Source organism: Longimicrobium sp., assembly GCF_036280135.1.
GTDB lineage: Bacteria > Gemmatimonadota > Gemmatimonadetes > Longimicrobiales > Longimicrobiaceae > Longimicrobium.
Genome location: NZ_DASURI010000941.1, coordinates 1 through 18,579, shown reverse-complemented (window position 1 = coordinate 18,579; position 18,579 = coordinate 1). Strand labels below are relative to the sequence as shown.

Sequence of the window (18,579 nt, the reverse complement as noted above, 5' to 3'; positions counted from 1 at the left end):
TTTCGCACTTTCGCACTTTCGCACTTGCCCCTCATGAGCCTGCGCGCAGACCAGAAGCTGTTCCTCACCTACCTGGCCGTGATCCTCGCCGTGGTGGCGGCGCTCACGCTGGGGGTGGGCACCACGCTGCGGCGCAACCTCATCCGCATGCAGGCCGACGACCTGCGCCGCGAGCTCATGCTGGCCCGCTCCCTCCACGAGTCGCACCTCGCCTCCCAGCCCGACTCCGTCGCCGACTGGCTGGGCACCACCTCCGGCCGCCGCGTGACCCTCATCGAGCACGACGGCACCGTCATCGGCGACAGCGAGGTGCCGGACTCGCTCCTGTCCGGGCTGGAGAACCACGGCAACCGGCCCGAGATCCGCGCGGCACTCGCCGGACGGCTGGGGCGCGCCGTGCGCGTGAGCACCTCCGTGGGCGCGGCGGAGCTGTACATGGCCGTGCCCGCGCACGGCGGCCGCGTGCTGCGCCTGGCCGTGCCCCTGAGCGAGGTGTACGGCACCGTGCGCCGGGTGCAGCGCGGCATCTTCACCGTCGGCATCATCGCCCTGGTGCTCACGGGCGTGATGTCGCTGTGGTTCAGCCGCGCCGTCACGCGGCCCCTGCGGCAGATCGCCCAGACGGCGCGCGCCATGGCCGGCGGCGACCTGACGCTGCGCGCCCGCACCCCCCACCGCGACGAGGTGGGCGAGCTGGCCGACGCGCTCGACACGCTGGCGGCCGAGCTGCAGCGCCGCCTGGGACAGCTGGAGGGCGAGCGCGCGGAGATGCAGGCCCTCTTCGACGGCATGGCCGAGGCCGTCATCGCCGTGGACGCGCGGGGCCGCGTGCAGCGCGCCAACCCCGCCGCCAAGCGCATCTTTGGCCTCAGCGGCGACCCGCACGGGCTTTCACCGCAGGAGGTAACGCGGCGGCAGGCGTTCGTGGAGCTGGTGCGCCGCGCCCTGGACGGCGCGCCCGTGCCGCCCACGGAGCTGGCCCAGGAGGGCCGCTACCTGCTCGCCACCGCGCAGCCCCTTCCCACGGGTGGCGCCGTGATGGTGTTCCTGGACGTGAGCGCCCTGCGCCGGCTGGAGGACGTGCGCCGCGACTTCGTGGCCAACGCGTCGCACGAGCTCAAGACACCCCTCACGGCCATCCGCGGCTTCGCCGAGACGCTGCTGGACCCCGAGCTGCCGCCGCCGCTGCGCCAGCAGTTCACGGAGACGGTCAAGGCCAACGCGGACCGGCTGCAGCGCATCGTGGACGACCTTCTCGATCTTTCCCGCATCGAGACGGGCGGCTGGCGCGTGCAGCCGGAGATCGTCTCCATCCCCGAGATCACGGGCGAGGCGTGGGACGCGCTCTCGGCCGCGGCGCGAAAGAAGAACGCGCAGCTGGTGATCGACGTCCCCCACGAGTGCGAGTTCGTGGACGCGGACCCGTCCGCCCTGCGGCAGATCCTGAGCAACCTGGTGGGCAACTCGCTCCGCTACATCCCCGAGGGCGGGCGGGTGGAGGTGGGGGCGCGCCTCGTCGACGGGCCGGAGCCGGGGACATCCGCCGCGCCCGGGGAGGGATGGGTGGAGATCGCCGTGCGCGACAACGGGGCGGGGATCCCGTCCGCGCACCTGCCGCGCATCTTCGAGCGCTTCTATCGGGCAGATACGGCGCGGTCCCGCGAGGAGGGCGGCACGGGGCTGGGGCTGGCCATCGTCAAGCACCTGGTGGAGGGGCACGGCGGCACCATCCAGGCGGAAAGCCAGCTGGGTCGCGGCACCGCCATCCGCTTTACCCTCCCCATGCCGGAGGACGCCGATTCCGCCCCGGCCGACGAGCCCGTCCCCCCCGTTGAGGAGTCGGTCTCGTGACATCCACCGTGACCGAATCGTGGTCTGTTACAATTGCGTGACGGGTTGGTGATTGCGCCATAGGTTGTTCGTTGTATTCTCGCGCGTCTCCGCCGTCCACCGGGGCCGGCGGGCCGCACGACGAACCCAGCGCACACCCGCCCATGTCCGCTCCGACCGGCCGTCTCCTCGCCGTTGCGTCCGCCCTCCTCGCCCTCGCGGCGGCCGCCCCGGCCGCCGGACAGGGACTCTCCATCGCCACGCCGGACTCCAGCATCCGCATGACCTTTGGGGGGCGGGTGCAGACCATCTTCAACACGACGTCGGTGGACGACGAGCCGGTGGCGCGGACGGAGCTGCGGCGCGTGCGGCTGGAGGCCAACCTGTACTTCGGCCGGTTCGTGCAGGGCAAGATCCAGCCGGAGTACGCCGGCAGCCGCGTGGCCCTGCGCGACGCGTACGTGCGCTTCAACTTCGACCCGGGGCTGCAGCTGTGGGCGGGGCAGGCGCACCGGCCGTTCGGCATCATCACGCCCATCAGCTCGGCGCGCATGCTGCCCATCGAGCGCGGCGTGCACATCCGCGGCGTGGCCAATGCCGATTCGTACGACCAGTACAACCTCATCTCGTTCCTGAACTACTCCGAGCGCGACGTGGGCCTGCAGCTGCGGGGCGAGCCGCGGAATGCCCCCCTGGGGCTCTCCTACGCCGTGGGCTTCTTCAACGGGCCGGCCGCCACGACGGCGCCGCACGAGGAAACGTGGCAGGGCGTGGCGCGCGTGGCCGTGCACCCCGTGCCCAACGTGCGGGTGGGCGCCGGGTGGAGCCGGCTGGACCACGTGCGCACGGCGGACGACGAGACGCTGCGCACGCGCGAGGGGCAGGCGTGGGAGGCGGACGTGGAGCTGGGCTCGGACCGCGGCGGGCTGCACGTGATCGGCGAGGTGTCCACGGGGGACTTCGATCCGTTCGCGGGGGCGGAGTTCCTGGGGGCGCAGGGGTGGGTGGGATACCGCACGGCGCGCGTGTCCAGCGCCATCAGCGCCGTGGAGCCGCTGCTGCGCGTGAGCTACGGTGATCCGGACGTGGACGACGAGGCGGAGATCGACGGCACGGGCGGCACGCTCATCACGCCAGGCGTGAACCTGTGGCTGGGCGGATTGAACCGCATCGCCCTCAACTGGGACGTGTGGAACCCCCAGGCGGACGGCGAGACGGTGCACAGCGCGAAGGTGCTGTTCCAGCTGGCGTTCTAGGGGCGGATTCGTCGCGGGAGGGCAGGGCGGCAAAGAGGGAGGAAGGGATCCGCTGCGGAACGGAGGGGGCCGGCGCGGGGCGGGCGCCCCCCATCCCCGACCCTTCCCCCATAGACGGCATGGGGGAAGGGAGAAACTTCGGCGTGGGTATTCGGATGGATCGCGCCGGCAGCGACCCGCCCCTCTCCCGGCCTCTCCCCGCTCGTTCCTCGCGGAGAGAGGAGACCCGCGCTGACGCGCGTTTGCCATGGTGCATGAACTCGCCCGTGCGCCAACCCCTCCCCCGAAGTTGGGGGAGGGGTCGCCACCGAGCCGCGAGGAACGAGCGGCGCAGGCGGCGGGGGAGAGGGCCCCCCGTCGCGCAGCGACGGGTTCTCCGCCTCCGCGCAGAGCCCTATCCGTCAATCCGCCGCCCCGCCGCCCCGTCAATCCGACCGTCCGCCGTCGCTCCCCGCCCGCCCGCCGTCAGACAGTGAACCGCCCCACCAGCGTCTGCATGAGCGACGCGGAGCCGGCGAGCGAGGCGGTGTCGCCCGCGTGACCGTTGCTGCCGGCGATGCGGGAGATGCGGTCCACGGCGCCCAGCAGCTGGTCGCTCATGGATGCCATCTGCTCCGCGCTGGCGGCGTTCTCCTCGGCCGTGTTGGCCACGGCATCCACCATCTCGGCCACGACGGGGATCTCGGCCGCCATCCGCCGCGCCTGCCCGGCGATGCCGCGGATCTGCTCGTGGGCGCGCTCCACGGCCTGAAGGATGTCCTGGAGCGCATCCCCCGCTTCGCGGGCCATCTCCGTGCGCTGCCGGACGGCCTCGCTGCGCGTCCGCATCGCCGAAACGGCCTCGGTGATGGAGCCGCGCATGCCGCCCACCAGCTCCGCCGTGCGCGCGGCGCTCTCCGACGACCGCGACGCCAGCTTGCGCACCTCCTCGGCCACGACGGCGAACCCGCGGCCGTGCTCGCCCGCGCGGGCCGCCTCGATGGCGGCGTTGAGCGCCAGCAGGTTGGTCTGCGCGGCGATGGCCGAGATCACGCGGACGAACTCGTCCACCTGCTCGGACTGGGCGGCCAGCGCCTCGATCTGCCCCGCGCCGCTCAGGGCCGCCTGGCGGATCTCCAGCATGCCGTCCACGGCCGCGCCGACCACGGCGCCGCCCCGCCGTGCGGCCTCGCGCGTGGCCTGGGCGTCGCGCTCCACGGCCTCGGCGTCGGCCGACACCTGCCGGACGCCCTGCGCCAGCCCCGCCACGACCGTCACCGTGCGTTGCGCGGCGTCCGCCTGGTGGCCGGCGCCGGCGGCGATCTGCCCGATCACCTCCTGCAACTCGCGCGCGGCGGCGCCCGTTTCGCCCGCGATGCCGGTGAGGGTGCCGCTGGCCGTTCCCAACCGGGCGCTGGTCTCCGCGAGCGGGCCGATGACGCCGCGCAGCTCGCCCGTCATCCGGTCGAACGCGCGGCCCAGGCGCGCCAGCTCGTCCGCGCCGTCGGCCCCCACGTCGTGGCGCAGGTCGCCGGTGGCCACCTGCTCGGCGCCGCGCGTAAGGCCGCGCAGGGGGCGGGCGATGCCGTCCACGATGCGCCCGGAGAGCCAGAGCGCCAGCGCCGTCCCCGCCACCAGCAGCACGGCGATGCCGGCCAGCATCTGCCACATCAGCTCGCGCGAGCGCCGGTCCGCGTCCACCAGCCGCGCCTGCCCCGCGCGCTGGATGTGGACCACGAGCGAGTCCATGTCGTCCGTGGGCGCCCGGTCAATGCCGCGCGCGGCGGCGTCCACGCGGCGGTGGGCCAGGGGATCCGCCCGGTCGTACTGCGCCAGGGCGGCCCGGTACCGCTCGCCCAGGGTGGAGTGGACGACGAGGAGCGAGTCGATGCGCGCGCGGATCTCCGGCGTGGCCGCGTGCATCCGGCGCAGGCGCAGCAGGTCGCCGCGCACGGCGGCCTCCTCGTCGTTGAAGCCGCCGAGGTAGCGGGCAAAGAGGGCGGGGTCAAAGCCGCGGAGCAGGACGTTCTTCCACTCCTGCACCTGCTTCTTGAAGTGCACCTGCGCGCTGCGGGCGGCGTCGTTGGCGCGGGTGACGGCGTCGCCTTCCAGCGCGGCGGCGTGCACCTGGTCCAGCGCGGAGCGCACGGCCAGCAGCCCCGTGAGGCCCACGGCCAGGGTGGCGAGCGTGGCGACGGCGACCAGGACGGCCAGCCGGCCGCGGATGCCCAGCCGCGCCAGGCCCAGGGGCAGGCGGGGGGCGGGTCGATCGGTCATGTGTGGCATCGGGACTGCGAAAGCGGCGCGCCCGTCCGCCGGGTGCGCCGCGTGGATCGGGACCCCCTGCGCGCGGCGGGGGCGCTCTCCGAGATGTGAACGGAGGATGCGTAAAGCTGGCGCGCGCCCGTCGCGGCGAAAGACGCCGCCCGTCTCGCCTCGGTAACGGTTGCGTCGCCGCCGCGCCCGCCCCGTGGCGATGCCCATCCTCTACCGCGCCGTTGCCCTGCCGTGGCGCAAGCCCGTCATCGTTCCCCGCGCCGTGTTTTCCCCTCTATCCGGACCTCGATCATGCGCAAGTGCCCCCGCTGCGGCGCCCTCACGGACCGCGTTCCGTTCCCCCTCTGGCTTCGTCCCCTGCGGATGCTGATCCCCGACCTCAAGCGGATGCGCTGCATCGGCTGCGGGTGGCGCGGCTTTCGGCGGTGACCGGCTGGTCCGGCGCGAGCGCCCCCTCCGGGCTCGCGGAGCTCGCCCACCTCCCCCAAAAATCCTGGGGGAGGTTGGACTACTGCTTTCATCCCGAAGGATGCGCGCAACGCCGAATGACTGAATAGAAAGCCAAGGCTGAGATCGTGCGTGGAGGCGTGCCCTGCGCGAACGCCCCCTCCGGGCTCGCGGAGCTCGCCCACCTCCCCCAAAACTGCTGGGGGAGGTTGGACGGCGGCGACTTTCATCCCGCAGGGTGCGCGCAGCGCCAAATGACTCAGGATGACAAGGGTCCTCCCGCGTCGTCACGGCGGCCGTTCGCGAGCCGGTGCGGAAAGCCGACGCGGGCGTTACCCGACCGTGCTCCGGGCCCGCGATCGTCGAGCCGTGGTTCTGGCCGATCCGAGACGACGACGCGAGGAGGGGACGATGGCGATGCGGGATAGAGCGGGGCACGACGAGAGCACAGAGTTCTGGGCGCGGCAGTTCGCCGGCCGATGGTACCGCGGGCCGGCGCACGGAGCCAACGACTTTCGCCGGTTCGCGGCCGCCTACCGCGTCCCCGCGACGGAGCGCGAGCTGGTGCGCGAACGCGCGCGGGAACTGCTGATCGAAGGCTACGCCGCCCGGCGTGCCGCATAGGCAAATCCGCGGCGGATGGACGACGGAGGGGCAGGGAACCGGACCGGTTCTCTGCCCCTCGCCGCTTTTCCGCAGTTGCAGGCTATTCCCTATTCCCTGTTCCTTATTTCCCTCTCTCCCCGCGTTACGCCGCCGCGAGCTCCGCCTTCGCCTCGAACCCCGACAACGCATACAGCGCCGCCAGGGCGCCGCGGGCGCAGGGCGGATCGGGATCGTGGATCTCGCCCGTGTCCAGGCAGTGGTCGCGGAGAAAGCGCAGCTCCGACGCGTAGTGCGCATCGAACCAGTCCGGGAAGCCGTCCATGATCCCCTCCACCTCCGCCATCAGCCACGCGGGCGGCGCCACGGGCGAGAACAGCGCCTCGGCGTGCGAGCCCCGCGCGCTGAGCAGGGCGGCCGTGCGCAGCCCCGCCCGCGCCAGCCGTGACGCCACGCCGCCACCCGCCACCGCGTGTGCGGCCAGGCCGCGCAGCCGCGCGTGCGGCCCCAGCAGCAGGGCCACGCGGCGATGCGCGTGCACCAGCGCATCCGCCGGCGGCGCCGCGCCGAACGTGCGCAGGTAGGCGCGCCGCACGCCCGCGAAGACGGACGGGTCCAGCGCGGGAATCGCGGCGTCCAGCGCCGGGTGCCGCGCGTGGACGGCCGCGTCCAGTCCCGTCTCCACGCGCAGGTGCTCCAGGGCCACCTCCGCGCCCCAGAGCGGCGTCCGGCGGCCCAGCACCAGCTCGCCGCACGCGTCGTTGATGAGCGGGTGGATGGCGACGTCCGCCAGCACGTGCGTGACCCATCCCCACGCGAACGCGCGCTCTTCGTCCGTCTCGGCCTCGTCCACCAGCGCGCGGCAAAAGGCGCCCGTGCGCGCGTGGTGCGCCAGCTCGGCCAGCAGCGGGTCCGCGCCGGGAAAGTAGCCCATGTCGGGACCAAGCGCGCCGTGCAGCAGGGCCGCGCGCGTCCCGGGAGACGGCTCGAACGGCGCGTGGATGGGCGCGGCCTGCCAGCGCGCGTACACGCGGCCGGCGAGAAGGTGGTGCAGCGCGGGTCCGGGCATGGCTGGGTGCGGTGGGTGGATGCGGGCTGCGTCGCGACGTCCCGAATCCTGCCGCCGTCCGTTTTCCGCCGCCCCACCATCGCGTAACGGGCACGCACCCGTTTGGCCCCGCGCCCGTTGCGGCGCACACGAGCCCCCTTCCGTCTGCAATCAGGCGATGGGGACTATGGAGCAAACGCCGTTGCTGTTACCGTTGACACCGTGTGAGAAGCGCTGCGCGAGCCGGACGTCGCGCGCGGAGTCCAGCCCGGGCAGGGGATGAGGTACTCCGCGTCCTCTGCGGCTCTGCGTGAGAAATGCCGTTCCGCGGCGTTACGAGCTGGTGGCGAATCCGTTGCGCAAGGCCGTGTTTTCGCTCCGTACGGCCGTGCGGAACCATGAACGATCAAGGAGAGAAGCAGACGATGACGGAACCCGAGGGCACCCTTTCTCCCGAGCGCGCGGCGGAGGTGTGGCGGCGCGCGGCGCAGCTGCAGGCCCAGGCGGCGCAGCGGCTGGAGGAGCGCTCCCGTGCCCTGGCGGTGGGCGGCGCGTCCGCCGATCCCCATCCCCAGGACTTTACCCTGGACGAGGTGCGCGCCGCCGCCGTGGAAGCGGGCATCGCGCCCGAGTTCGTGGCCCTGGCCGTGGCCGAGGCGGGCGGCGGCACCGAGCAGCCGCTTTCTCCCGCGGGCGAAAGCGCCGCCACGGCCTACCTGGGCGTGGCGCACCGCACGGTGGAGGTGGCCCGCGTGGTGGACCGCCCCGCCGCCCAGGTGTACGCGGCCATGCAGCGCGTGCTGGTGGGCAACCCCTGGAACCTGGCCCTGCGCGACGTCACGGGCGACCCCCTGGACGGCGGCATCCTGGTGTTCGACATCCCCCAGTACACGTCCACCAGCATGGGGCCGTTCGCGTACCACGCCATGGCCGTGGACGTAAAGCAGCTGCAGGTCATGCTGCGTCCCGTGCCCGGCCGCGCGGGGGCGTGCGAGCTGGTGGCCAGCGCCGGGCTCACCCGCAGCGTGCGCCGCAACTTCAAGGCGGCCGGGTGGCTCACGGGGCTCATGGGCGGGCTGGGCGCCGGGGGCGGCGTGGGCGTGGCCGCGGCGGCGGGGCTGGCGGGCGGCATCATCGCGCTCCCCGTGCTGGGCGGCGCCGTGGCGCTGGGCGGCATGACGGCCGTGGGCGTGCGCGCCATCTACCGCCACTCGCTGCGCAAGTTCACCGAGCTGCTCGACCAGATGATGCGGGGCGTGGACGCCCACGCGCGCACGGGCGGCGCCTTTGCCCCCGTGCCGCGCCCGCCCTCCGGCGGGGACGACGGCGACGGCGGGATGACGGCCATGCTGGTCACGACCACCATCACGTGACGCGGCGTTACGCAAGCACAATGGGACGAGGGCGGCCGGAGACAATCCGGCCGCCCTCGTGTTTGCTGGGAAAAACGGGTGCCCGGGAGGCGAACTCGTTACACGGAGGCCGGGATCGTCACGGCGGCGCGGGTGATTCGTGACACAAGCGCGACGGCGCGGGCGGTGGGGCCGTGACGCAATCCGGGGATGTTTTCCGCGTCCGCATGGGCGGACCAAACGGATGACATCACCCGATCCAAGAAGACGAGGCCCTTCCGTGAGACCTTCTCACCGACCGGACGGTCCCGGCACCCGGCGCGCGGGCGGACCGCGCGCCGTGCTCGCGCTGGCGCTGCTGGCCCTGTTCACCCTCGCCACGCCGCTGGCCGCCCAGGCGGGCCGCATTGCCGGCCGCGTGGTGAACCCGCAGGGCGAGCCGGTGGTCGCGGGGCAGGTGGCCGTGCAGGGCACGCAGCTGCGCACCTCCACCGACGTGCAGGGCCGCTACACCCTGGCCGGCGTGCCCGCGGGCAGCCACACCGTCACGGCCACGGCCCTGGGATACAGCACCAAGACCGTCACGGGCGTGACGGTGACCGCCGGCGGCACCGCCACGCTGGACCTGTCGCTGGCCGGCGCGGCGCTCCTCCTCGAGGGCGTCACCGTCACGGCCGAGGCCGAGCGGGGCAGCACGGGCGCCCTGCTGAGCGACCGCCGCAACGCCGCCACCGTGCAGGACGCCATCGGGGCGGACCAGATCAGCCAGACGCCCGACGGCGATGCCGCCGCGGCCGTGCGCCGCGTGCCGGGCGTGTCCGTCGTGGACGGCAAGTACGTGTACGTGCGCGGCCTGGGCGAGCGCTACGGGCAGACGACGCTGAACGGCGCGTCGCTCCCGTCGCCCATCCCCGACCGCAAGGCGGTGCCCCTGGACATCATCCCCACCGCGCTGCTGGAGAGCGTGGTGACGGCCAAGACCTACTCCCCCGACCAGCCCGGCGACTACGCGGGCGGCCTGGTGCAGATCGAGACCCGCAGCGCGCCCACGGAGCGCGTGCTGCGCGCCAGCTCCACGTTCGGCTTCGTGCAGGGCGCCACGGGGCAGCCGGGGCTCACCTACGGGGGCGGCGGCTTCCTGGGCTTCGACGACGGCGCCCGCGGCCTGCCCGCCGGCATCCACCGCAACGCGCCCGCCAACGGCCTGCCGGCCGACCCGTCCGCCCGCGCGGCCCTCGTCCGCGACCTCACGGCCGCGCCCTGGGGCCCCGGCGACGCCGACGTGCCCTTCAACGGCGGCTTTGGCCTGGCGTACGGCAACGAGGTGAACGTGCTGGGCCGCCCGCTGGGCGTGGTGGGCACGCTGTCGTGGAGCAGCGGCGTGTCGCAGCCGGAGGACCGCGCCGAGCGCATCTTCGCCATCAGCGGCGACGCGCCCGTGGAGCAGGCCGACTTCGCCGCCACGGCCACGGCCCGCGAGGCCACGCTGGGCGCGCTGTTCAACGCCAGCATGCGCATCAACGGCACGGACCGCGTCACGGGCACGGTGGTCTACAACCGCCTGGCCGAGACGGAGGCCCGCGTGCTCTCGGGTACGTACCAGAACGTGGGTCCGTACGTGGACCAGTACCGCGTGCGCTACGTGGAGAACACGCTGGCCAGCACGCAGCTGCGGGGCGAGCACTTCATGGCCGGCCTGGGCGACCTGAGCTTCAAGTGGCGCATGGCGTACTCGTACGCCGGCCGGCTGGAGCCCGGCACCCGCACGGCCATCTACACGGCCTCGGAAGAGGACGCGCCGCGCCTGTTCGCCTTTTCGCGCACGGAAAGCGGCCTGCTGCTGCACCAGGACCTGAGCGACAACGCCTGGAACCCCGGCGTGGACCTCAAGCTGCCCGTGCCCTTCCTGGGCAGCACGGCCACCTTTGGCTTCGGCGGGCAGGCGGACCTGCGCGACCGCGGCGTGTACGCCCGCCGCATTCGCCTGGGCGCGCAGTCGCTCTCGGCGGCGGACCAGGCCCTTTCGCCCACGCAGCTCTTCACGGCCGACCACATCGGCGACGGCGCCGGCCAGCTCAGCCTGAGCGAGGCCACCTTCGCCGGCGACAACTACGACGCCTCGTTCCGCGTGTGGGCCGGCTACGCCATGGTGGACGCCGAGATCCTGCCGCGCCTGCGCCTGGCCGGCGGCGCCCGCATCGAGTCGGCCACCATGGAGGTGACGCCGGCCAATCCCCTGGGCCTCACCCTGGCGGAGTACCCGGCGGCGCAGCTGGAGAACACCGACATCCTGCCCGGGGTGAACCTCACCTGGCAGGCCACGGCCGACATGAACGTCCGCGCGGCCGTGTCGCAGACGGTGGCCCGCCCGCAGTTCCGCGAGCTGGCGCCGTACCTGTACGCCGATTACTTCGGCGGCCAGACGCTCGTGGGCAACCCGTACCTGGAGCGCACCCGCATCCTGAACACGGACCTGCGCTGGGAGTGGTTCCTGGGCAGCGGGTCGGTGCTGGCCGTCAGCGGCTTCTACAAGCGCTTCGACGCGCCCATCGAGCCCCTGGCGCTGGTGCTGGGCACCAACCCGGCGCTCACCTACGCCAACGCCGACCAGGCGGAGCTGTACGGCACGGAGCTGGAGCTGCGCGGCAACCTGGGCCGCCTGTCGCCCGCGCTGCAGGAGCTGTCGCTCAACACCAACGTCACGCTGGTGCACTCGTCCGTCACGGCGGGCGACGCCCGGGTGTTCCGCTTCGACCAGCCGCTGGAGCCCGCCGTGATCGCGGGGAGCAGCGCGTCGCGCCCCCTCTTTGGCCAGTCGCCGTACGTGGTGAACGCGGGGCTCACCTGGGACCACGCGCGGACGGGGAGCACGGCCACGGTCCTCTTCAACCGCTTTGGCCGCCGGCTGGACGCGTTCGGCGGGCTGGACCTGCCCGACGTGTACGAGGAAGGCCGCACGCAGCTTGACTTTACGCTGGAGCAGGCGCTGCCCCGCGGCATCGCCCTCAAGCTGTCGGGCACCCGCCTGCTGGGCGACCAGGTACGTTTCACACAGTCGTTCCCCAACGGAGACAAAGTCGTCACACGGCAGTACGACCTTGGACGGGCGTTCTCGCTGGGCCTGTCGTGGGAGCCGTGAGACACGCGCCGGATTGACGGAGGGGCAGGGCACGGAGAACCGCTCCGGCACCCCGCCCGCCTCCGGGACACACACGCGGCACGCTTCAAAAAAACACCCCTGAGGAGATGACGATGCGACTGAGCAACCTCGGCCACCTGGCGCTCGCCCTCGTGCTGGCCGGCGGCGCGGCGGCCTGCGAGGACGGGAACAACGACACCGATCCGCCGCTGGGCGCGCCCGGCAGCGTGGCGGCCAGCTACAACGGCACCAACGCCGTCGTGACGTGGGGCGCCGTTACCGGGGCCGAGACGTACGACGTGCAGCGCAGCAACGTGACCCGCAACACCCAGCTGTCGGCCATCGCCACGGGCGTCACGGGCACCACCTACAGCGACACCGTCACGCCGGGCAACACCTACACGTACGTGGTGGTGGCGCGCCGCAGCGGCGAGCAGTCGGGCAACAGCGCCCCGGCCACGCTCACGGTGGGGATCAAGCAGGCCAACCTCACGCCGGTGGCCGCCAACGGCACGCGCACGCTCAGCAAGGACACCGTGTACGTCATCAGCGGCACGGTGACGGTGGACTCGGGCGCCGTGCTCACCATCCCCGCGGGCACGAAGCTCGTGGGCGACACCATCGCCCGGCCGTCGGCGCTCGTCATCCGCCGCGGCGCGCGCATCATCGCCAACGGCACGGCCGCGGAGCCCATCGTCTTCACGAGCCAGAAGCCCGCCGGCCGCCGCGCCCGTGGTGACTGGGGCGGCGTGGTGATCAACGGCCGCAGCAACTGCAACTTCACCCTCCCCTGCTCCGGCGAGGGCAGCTCGGGCACCTATGGCGGCAGCGTGCCGGCCGACAGCAGCGGCGTGCTGCGCTACGTGCGCATCGAGTACGCCGGCTTCGAGGTGAGCCCCAACAACGAGCTCAACGGCCTCACGCTCAACGGCGTGGGCAGCAAGACCGTCATCGAGAACGTGCAGATCCACTTTGGCAACGACGACGGCATCGAGTGGTTCGGGGGCACGGTCAACGTCAAGTACGCCCTGGTCACGGGCGCGGACGACGACCAGTTCGACTACAGCACGGGCTGGCAGGGCAAGGGGCAGTTCTGGATCGCGCAGACGGACACCACGCGCGGCGACAAGGGCTTCGAGGTGGACAACAACGAGACCACCTTCACGGCCACGCCGTTCACGGACCCCATGATCTACAACGTCACGCTCATCGGCCGCTCGGGCCGGGGCGCGAGCAACCTCACGGCGGCGGGCCTGCACCTGCGCCGCGGCACGCGCGGCAAGCTGTACAACGCCATCCTCACGGGGTGGAACGCGGCGCTGGACATCGACGACCAGATCACGGCCGACAACTGCACGGCCGGCACGCTGATGGTCTCCAACACCATCCTCTTTGGCAACGGCGTGACGGACGACGCCGACGCCGACGCCTTCGAGGCCACCTGCCGCGGCGCGGCGGGGTGGGGGATGACGGTGGCCGGGACCAACCCGCTGAACGCGGCGGCCATCAACCTGGACGCCCCCAACTTCACGCCGGTCTCGGCGGCGGCGGTGGCGGGCGCGGCGGCGGTGCCCGCGGGCGACGCCTTCTTCACGGCGGTGGACTACGTGGGCGCCGTGGCGCCGACGGGCACCCCGTGGTACCAGGGCTGGACGACCTTCGCGCGCAACTGATCTTTCGCGCGGTCACGCTCCGGGGGCGGGAGAGCCTGGCCTCTCCCGCCCCCGCAGTGCATGACGGGGCGGAGCCGATGAACCACGACCCATGCGGGAGCGGATGAGACGGACGATGATGGCGGCGATGCTGGCCGCCGTGCTGGCAGGATGCGGGCGCGGCGCGGACGCGGCGCAGCCCGGGCTGAGCGGCGGGGCGCCGTCCGTGGAGGCGCTGGGCCGCGCGGTGGTGACGGCGCTGGCGGCCGGCGACACGGCCGCCCTGGAGGCCCTGCGGACGACGGAGCACGAGCACAACCAGGTGCTGTGGCCGCACTTTCCCATCGCCCGGCAGGACACCTCCGCCGGGGCGACGGCGTTCGCGTGGGAGAACATCCAGATGCGCAACGCGGGCGCCGTGGGCGAGTGGACGGCCTCGTTCCGCGGGCGAAACGTGCGCTTCGACGGGGCGCGCTGCACGGGTGACGTGGAGGCGTACGGTCCGTTCCAGGTGCTGCGCGGCTGCTCCGTCACGGTGACGGACGTGGCCCAGGGCCGCTCATTCGAGCTCAGCCCGTTTGACCGCGTGGTGCGGATGAACGGCACGTATAAGGTCATCCGCTACGTCGAGATCGACTGACGCCCGTCGGTTACTGGACGGAGGATGGACATCGGCCGGATCCGCCCCGCGCGTGGTCCGGCCGCCGTCGTTTCGGTGGATCGCGAGGGTGCGGGACGCCGTGTGTTTCCGCTGGTCCGCGAGTTGCCCTGTACGTTGGCCGATCAACGTTACGCGATCGTGACGGGACAGCGGGCGCCTGGAGGCATGGGCGCGCGATCATGCGTCCAGACGATTCAAGACACAGGAAAGACGACGATGGAAAACACGATTGGCACGGCGGCCCAGGCGCCCCTTTTGAGCAGCGAGGACACGCTGTTCGTCTGCCCCGACCGCGAGGATCTCGGCTTCGTGCCGAGCAGCCGGTGAGACGGCGGAACGGCAGGGAATAGGGAATAGGGAATAGGGAATAGCCTGCAACGGCGGGCGGATTCTCACCCGATGCACGACGTTTGAAGCCCCGCCCGGCAATTCGCCGGACGGGGCTTCTCGATGCTAGCGGGCAGCGCGCGGTGCGCCCCCTCCGGGCTCGCGGAGCTCGCCCACCTCCCCCAATAACCCCTGGGGGAGGTTGAAAGAGCAGTATCTCTGCGAGTGCGACGGTCGGTCGCGGACCGGAGGAACCAGCAGGAGGACGGCGTCCCTTGGTAGAGGGGGCGCTTTCGGCGAGGGGACGGCATCCGCGTTTTCTCGGAGGGGCAGGGATGGTGGCGCCGGGCGAGGTATCGACCGGGCGCATCATCCACCTGATCGCGATCGGGAAAAGGCAGCCCGCGCTCGGGACGGGGTGAGCGCGCGGGAGCGACGGTCGAGGAGGTCCGGATGACGCGTGTTGGGGATCCAGATACCTGGACGCGAGTCCCCGCGAGATGCGTCATCCTGAGGAGCCGCCGCGCGGACTTGATCCGTGCGTGATCCCTGGCGGCGACGAAGGATCTTGCCCGCGAAGCTCGGAGGCGACGCTCATGCGCGGGATCTGCCTCCGAGTCTCGCACACAAGATCCTTCGGTCGCGCCAAGGCTCCGCGCGCATTCAGGTTATGCGCGGCGCTCCCTCAGGATGACGCATCACAGGCGCGAGTCTGAACCCCTTTCCGGATGACGCGTTCGGCATTTGCGGAAAACACATCGGCCCCGCTGGAGATCATCCAGCGGGGCCGCCGTTCCGTACCTTCGTACCGCGTACCCTCGTACCGTCCTCAGGTGGGCGCGAACTGCGACAGCACCACGTAGCTCAGCGCGGCCATGAGCGCCGCGGCGGGGATCGTGAGCACCCAGGCCCACACGATGCGCCCCGCCACGCCCCACCGCACGGCCGACAGGCGATTCGTCGCACCCACGCCCACGATGCTGCCCGTGATGGTGTGCGTGGTGCTCACGGGAATGCCGAACTTGGTGGCCAGCAGGATGCTCAGCGCGCCGCCCGTCTCGGCGCAGAAGCCGCCCACGGGGCGCAGCCGCGTGATGCGCGACCCCATGGTGTGCACGATCCGCCACCCGCCGAACAGCGTGCCCATCGACAGCGCCGAGTACGCGCACACCTCGATCCAGAACGGGATGTGGTCCGTGGTGGGGACGTAGAACGCGTGCAGCCACCCCGTCTGCTGCTCGAAGAGCGGGCGGACGGAGAACAGCAGCGAGACGATGATGCCCATCGTCTTTTGCGCGTCGTTGGCCCCGTGCGAAAGCGAGAACAGGGCCGAACTGGCCAGCTGCGACACGCGGAAAAAGCGGTCCACCTTGCCGCGGGGCACGCGGTGAAAGATCCACATCACGATCACCATGAGCGTGAAGCCCAGGAACATGCCGATCATGGGCGACAGCACGATGAACGCGAGCGTCTGGATCCACTTGGTGCCCCACTCGATGGCGCCCATCCCCGCCGCCGCCACCGCCGACCCCGCGTAGCCGCCGATGAGCGCGTGCGACGAGCTGCTGGGTAGCCCCCAGAACCAGGTGAGCAGGTTCCAGATGATGGCCCCCAGCAGCCCGCCCAGGATGACCGTGGGGGTGACCACCTCCAGGTCGATCATCCCCTTGCCGATGGCCTTGGCCACGGCCGTGCCCACGGTGAACAGGGCCACGAAGTTGAAGAACGCCGCCCAGCACACGGCGGCCACGGGGCTCAGCACCCGCGTGCCGACCACCGTGGCGATGGAGTTGGCCGAGTCGTGGAAGCCGTTGATGAAGTCGAACGCAAAGGCCACCACCACGATCAGCACCACGTAGGTGATCACTGGAGGGTCACCCGTTCTTGAGCGCGATGCTTTCCAGCACGTTCGACACGTTGTCGCACTGGTCGATGGCCTCCTCCAGCTTGTCGTACAGCTCCATCCACTTGATGACCTGCAGCGGGTCGGGGCTGCCGGCGAACAGCTCGCCCACGGCCTCGGCGTAGATGGCGTCGCCCTCTTCCTCCAGCTTCTTCATGCCGGCCGTGTGGTCCAGCATGTTCTTGGGCTTCTTCATGTTGCGCACGGCCGTCTCGATCAGGTTGGCCGCCCGCTTGAGCACGTCCGCCAGGCGCGCCGCGTGGGGCGGGGCCTCGCGCACGTGGAACATCTGCGCCCGCCGCACCGTGCCGTCCAGCAGGTCGATCACGTCGTCCAGCCGGCTGGTGAGCAGGTGAATGTCCTCGCGGTCCAGCGGCGTCACGAAGCTGCGGTCAATGCGCACGATCACGTCGTGCGTGATCTCGTCGGCCTGGTGCTCCAGGTCCTTTACCTTGGCCGCCAGCTCGTCCAGCCGCGACGGCTGCGCGAAGATCTGCGCCACCAGGTCCGCGCTTTCGCACAGGATCCGGGCGACGTCGTTGAACATGGGAAAGAACTTCTCGTCACGCGGAATCAGGCCCACGTCGTCCTCCAAACGCATTGGATTGTAACGGCGCCGGCCGGGGGGCCGGGAACCGCGCGCCGCACCCGCGTCCCGGTGCCGCATGGGATACGCCACGCGGGGATGCGGTTTCGGCACGGCGGCATGTTACAACTGTTACGGCTGCGTTACAAGTCTCCATGCACCAACTGTTACGGTCGCGTTACACGGGCTGTCTAGGTTCGGGGCCGTTACGGAACCGGTGACTGTCCCGAACGAGAATCTTACACGATGACCCGAGTGTTTCGTGGTGTGGTGCCCGCCGTGGCGGCGGCCCTCCTGGCGGCGTGCGGCGGCGGCGACAGCGGCGGGGGCGGATCGTCCCCGGCCGACATGGCCAGGCAGGCGGACGGGGCCGGCAAGGGCGGCACCACCACCCTCCTGGGCGCGGGGGCCACGTTCCCCAACCCCATCTACCAGAAGTGGTTCAGCGAGTACGGCAAGGGCAACCCGGTCCGCGTGAACTACCAGCCCATCGGCTCCGGCGGCGGTATTCGCCAGGTGACGGAGGGCACGGTGGACTTCGGCGCCAGCGACGCGCCCATGAACGACGAGGAGATGGCCAAGGCGCCGGGCATGCTGCACGTGCCCACGGTGCTGGGCGCCGTGACGGTCGCGTACAACCTGCCCGGGCTGCAGCAGCCCCTGCGGCTGGACGGGGCCACGCTGGCGGGGATCTTCGCGGGCCGCATCGCCCGGTGGAACGACCCGGCCATCGCGGCGCTCAACCCCGGCGTGAGCCTGCCGGCCACGGACGTGATCCCCGTGCACCGCACGGACGGCAGCGGGACGACGTACATCTTTACCGAGTACCTGTCGGCCGTGAGCCCGGAGTGGCGCGGTTCCGTGGGCGCGGGCAAGAGCGTGAACTGGCCCAAGGGGCTGGGCGGCAAGGGCAACGAGGGCGTCACGGGCGCCGTCAAGCAGACGCCGGGCGCCGTGGGCTACGTGGAGCTGGCGTACGCCCGCGAGGGCAACCTGCCCACGGCGTCGCTGCGCAACGCGGACGGGCAGTTCGTGCAGCCGTCCATCGAGGCCACGGCGGCCGCGGCGGCCAACCTGGGCACGCAGCTGCAGCAGCACCCGGACTTTCGCGTGTCGCTGGTGAACCTGCCCGGCGCGCAGACCTACCCCATCTCGGCGTGGACGTACCTGCTGGTGCCCCCGCACATGGAGGACTGCGGCAAGGCGCGGGCGCTGGCGGGCCTGGTCCGCTGGTCGCTCACGCAGGGCGGCGACTTCGCGCGGACGATGCACTACGCGCCCCTGCCCGAGGACGTGCGCGGCCAGGTGATGGCGCACATGGGCAAGGTCACCTGCGGGGCGGACCGGCAGGCGGTGGGGCCGGGGTGACGGGATGAAGGGCTGAGGGAAAACCCGCCGCTGCGCGGCGGGGGGCCCTCTCCCCCGCTCGGCCGCCGCTCGTTCCTCGCGGCTTGCCGAGCGACCCCTCCTCCAACTTCGGGGGAGGGGTTGGCAGTGAAAGCCCGGCGCGCGACGGCGA

Annotated in this window: 14 protein-coding genes; 10 read left to right on the top strand and 4 right to left on the bottom strand. The window is 72.0% G+C overall.

Translation table 11 applies throughout. From position 1 onward, the window contains the following. The first annotated feature begins 33 nt into the window (after nucleotides 1-33). Together VFZ20_RS30350 and VFZ20_RS30345 are read left to right on the top strand one after the other, a co-directional pair. The gene (locus VFZ20_RS30350) at nucleotides 34-1,851 is read left to right on the top strand and encodes a sensor histidine kinase (protein WP_329687718.1); all 1,818 of its coding nucleotides are present in this window, start codon (nucleotides 34-36) and stop codon (nucleotides 1,849-1,851) included. 143 nt (nucleotides 1,852-1,994) lie between these two features. After that, complete coding sequence (locus tag VFZ20_RS30345; protein WP_329687717.1) at nucleotides 1,995-3,086, top strand: porin; 1,092 nt, start codon at nucleotides 1,995-1,997, stop codon at nucleotides 3,084-3,086. A 465-nt stretch (nucleotides 3,087-3,551) separates the two neighbouring features. On the opposite strand, the gene VFZ20_RS30340 is transcribed toward VFZ20_RS30345, so the two are convergent. Then, nucleotides 3,552-5,342 (bottom strand): methyl-accepting chemotaxis protein, encoded by a 1,791-nt coding sequence (locus VFZ20_RS30340; protein WP_329687716.1) that lies wholly within the window; start codon nucleotides 5,340-5,342, stop codon nucleotides 3,552-3,554. Nucleotides 5,343-5,633: 291 nt separating this feature from the next. On the opposite strand from VFZ20_RS30340, the gene VFZ20_RS30335 reads away from it, so the two are divergent. Together VFZ20_RS30335 and VFZ20_RS30330 are read left to right on the top strand one after the other, a co-directional pair. Next, entirely contained in the window at nucleotides 5,634-5,771 is a 138-nt protein-coding gene (locus VFZ20_RS30335; protein WP_329687715.1) for a hypothetical protein, read from the top strand. Nucleotides 5,772-6,200: 429 nt separating this feature from the next. Further along, on the top strand, nucleotides 6,201-6,413 hold the full coding sequence (locus tag VFZ20_RS30330; protein ID WP_329687714.1) for a hypothetical protein: 213 nt from the start codon (nucleotides 6,201-6,203) through the stop codon (nucleotides 6,411-6,413). Nucleotides 6,414-6,537: 124 nt separating this feature from the next. Here VFZ20_RS30330 and VFZ20_RS30325 read toward each other — a convergent pair whose 3' ends face one another. Beyond that, complete coding sequence (locus VFZ20_RS30325) at nucleotides 6,538-7,461, bottom strand: zinc dependent phospholipase C family protein (protein ID WP_329687713.1); 924 nt, start codon at nucleotides 7,459-7,461, stop codon at nucleotides 6,538-6,540. Between the two features lie 404 nt (nucleotides 7,462-7,865). Here VFZ20_RS30325 and VFZ20_RS30320 point away from each other — a divergent pair, with 404 nt between their 5' ends. From VFZ20_RS30320 to VFZ20_RS30300, 5 genes are all read left to right on the top strand, one after another. Continuing rightward, entirely contained in the window at nucleotides 7,866-8,813 is a 948-nt protein-coding gene (locus tag VFZ20_RS30320) for a hypothetical protein (protein ID WP_329687712.1), read from the top strand. 259 nt (nucleotides 8,814-9,072) lie between these two features. Then, the gene (locus VFZ20_RS30315) at nucleotides 9,073-11,931 is read left to right on the top strand and encodes a TonB-dependent receptor (RefSeq protein ID WP_329687711.1); all 2,859 of its coding nucleotides are present in this window, start codon (nucleotides 9,073-9,075) and stop codon (nucleotides 11,929-11,931) included. A 113-nt stretch (nucleotides 11,932-12,044) separates the two neighbouring features. Continuing rightward, nucleotides 12,045-13,604 carry a hypothetical protein gene (locus VFZ20_RS30310; protein ID WP_329687710.1) on the top strand — a complete coding sequence of 520 codons (1,560 nt, stop codon included), beginning with the start codon at nucleotides 12,045-12,047 and terminating at the stop codon, nucleotides 13,602-13,604. 103 nt (nucleotides 13,605-13,707) lie between these two features. Further along, complete coding sequence (locus VFZ20_RS30305) at nucleotides 13,708-14,223, top strand: hypothetical protein (RefSeq protein ID WP_329687709.1); 516 nt, start codon at nucleotides 13,708-13,710, stop codon at nucleotides 14,221-14,223. A gap of 24 nt (nucleotides 14,224-14,247) precedes the next feature. Beyond that, nucleotides 14,248-14,571 (top strand): hypothetical protein, encoded by a 324-nt coding sequence (locus VFZ20_RS30300; RefSeq protein WP_329687708.1) that lies wholly within the window; start codon nucleotides 14,248-14,250, stop codon nucleotides 14,569-14,571. Nucleotides 14,572-15,400: 829 nt separating this feature from the next. On the opposite strand, the gene VFZ20_RS30295 is transcribed toward VFZ20_RS30300, so the two are convergent. Both VFZ20_RS30295 and VFZ20_RS30290 read right to left on the bottom strand, forming a co-directional pair. After that, the gene (locus VFZ20_RS30295) at nucleotides 15,401-16,438 is read right to left on the bottom strand and encodes an inorganic phosphate transporter (protein WP_329687707.1); all 1,038 of its coding nucleotides are present in this window, start codon (nucleotides 16,436-16,438) and stop codon (nucleotides 15,401-15,403) included. A gap of 7 nt (nucleotides 16,439-16,445) precedes the next feature. Further along, a complete protein-coding gene (locus tag VFZ20_RS30290; protein ID WP_329687706.1) occupies nucleotides 16,446-17,057 on the bottom strand; it encodes a DUF47 domain-containing protein in 612 nt (203 codons plus the stop codon). A 249-nt stretch (nucleotides 17,058-17,306) separates the two neighbouring features. On the opposite strand from VFZ20_RS30290, the gene pstS reads away from it, so the two are divergent. Beyond that, entirely contained in the window at nucleotides 17,307-18,428 is a 1,122-nt protein-coding gene (gene pstS / locus VFZ20_RS30285; RefSeq protein WP_329687705.1) for a phosphate ABC transporter substrate-binding protein PstS, read from the top strand. Nucleotides 18,429-18,579: the final 151 nt, after the last annotated feature.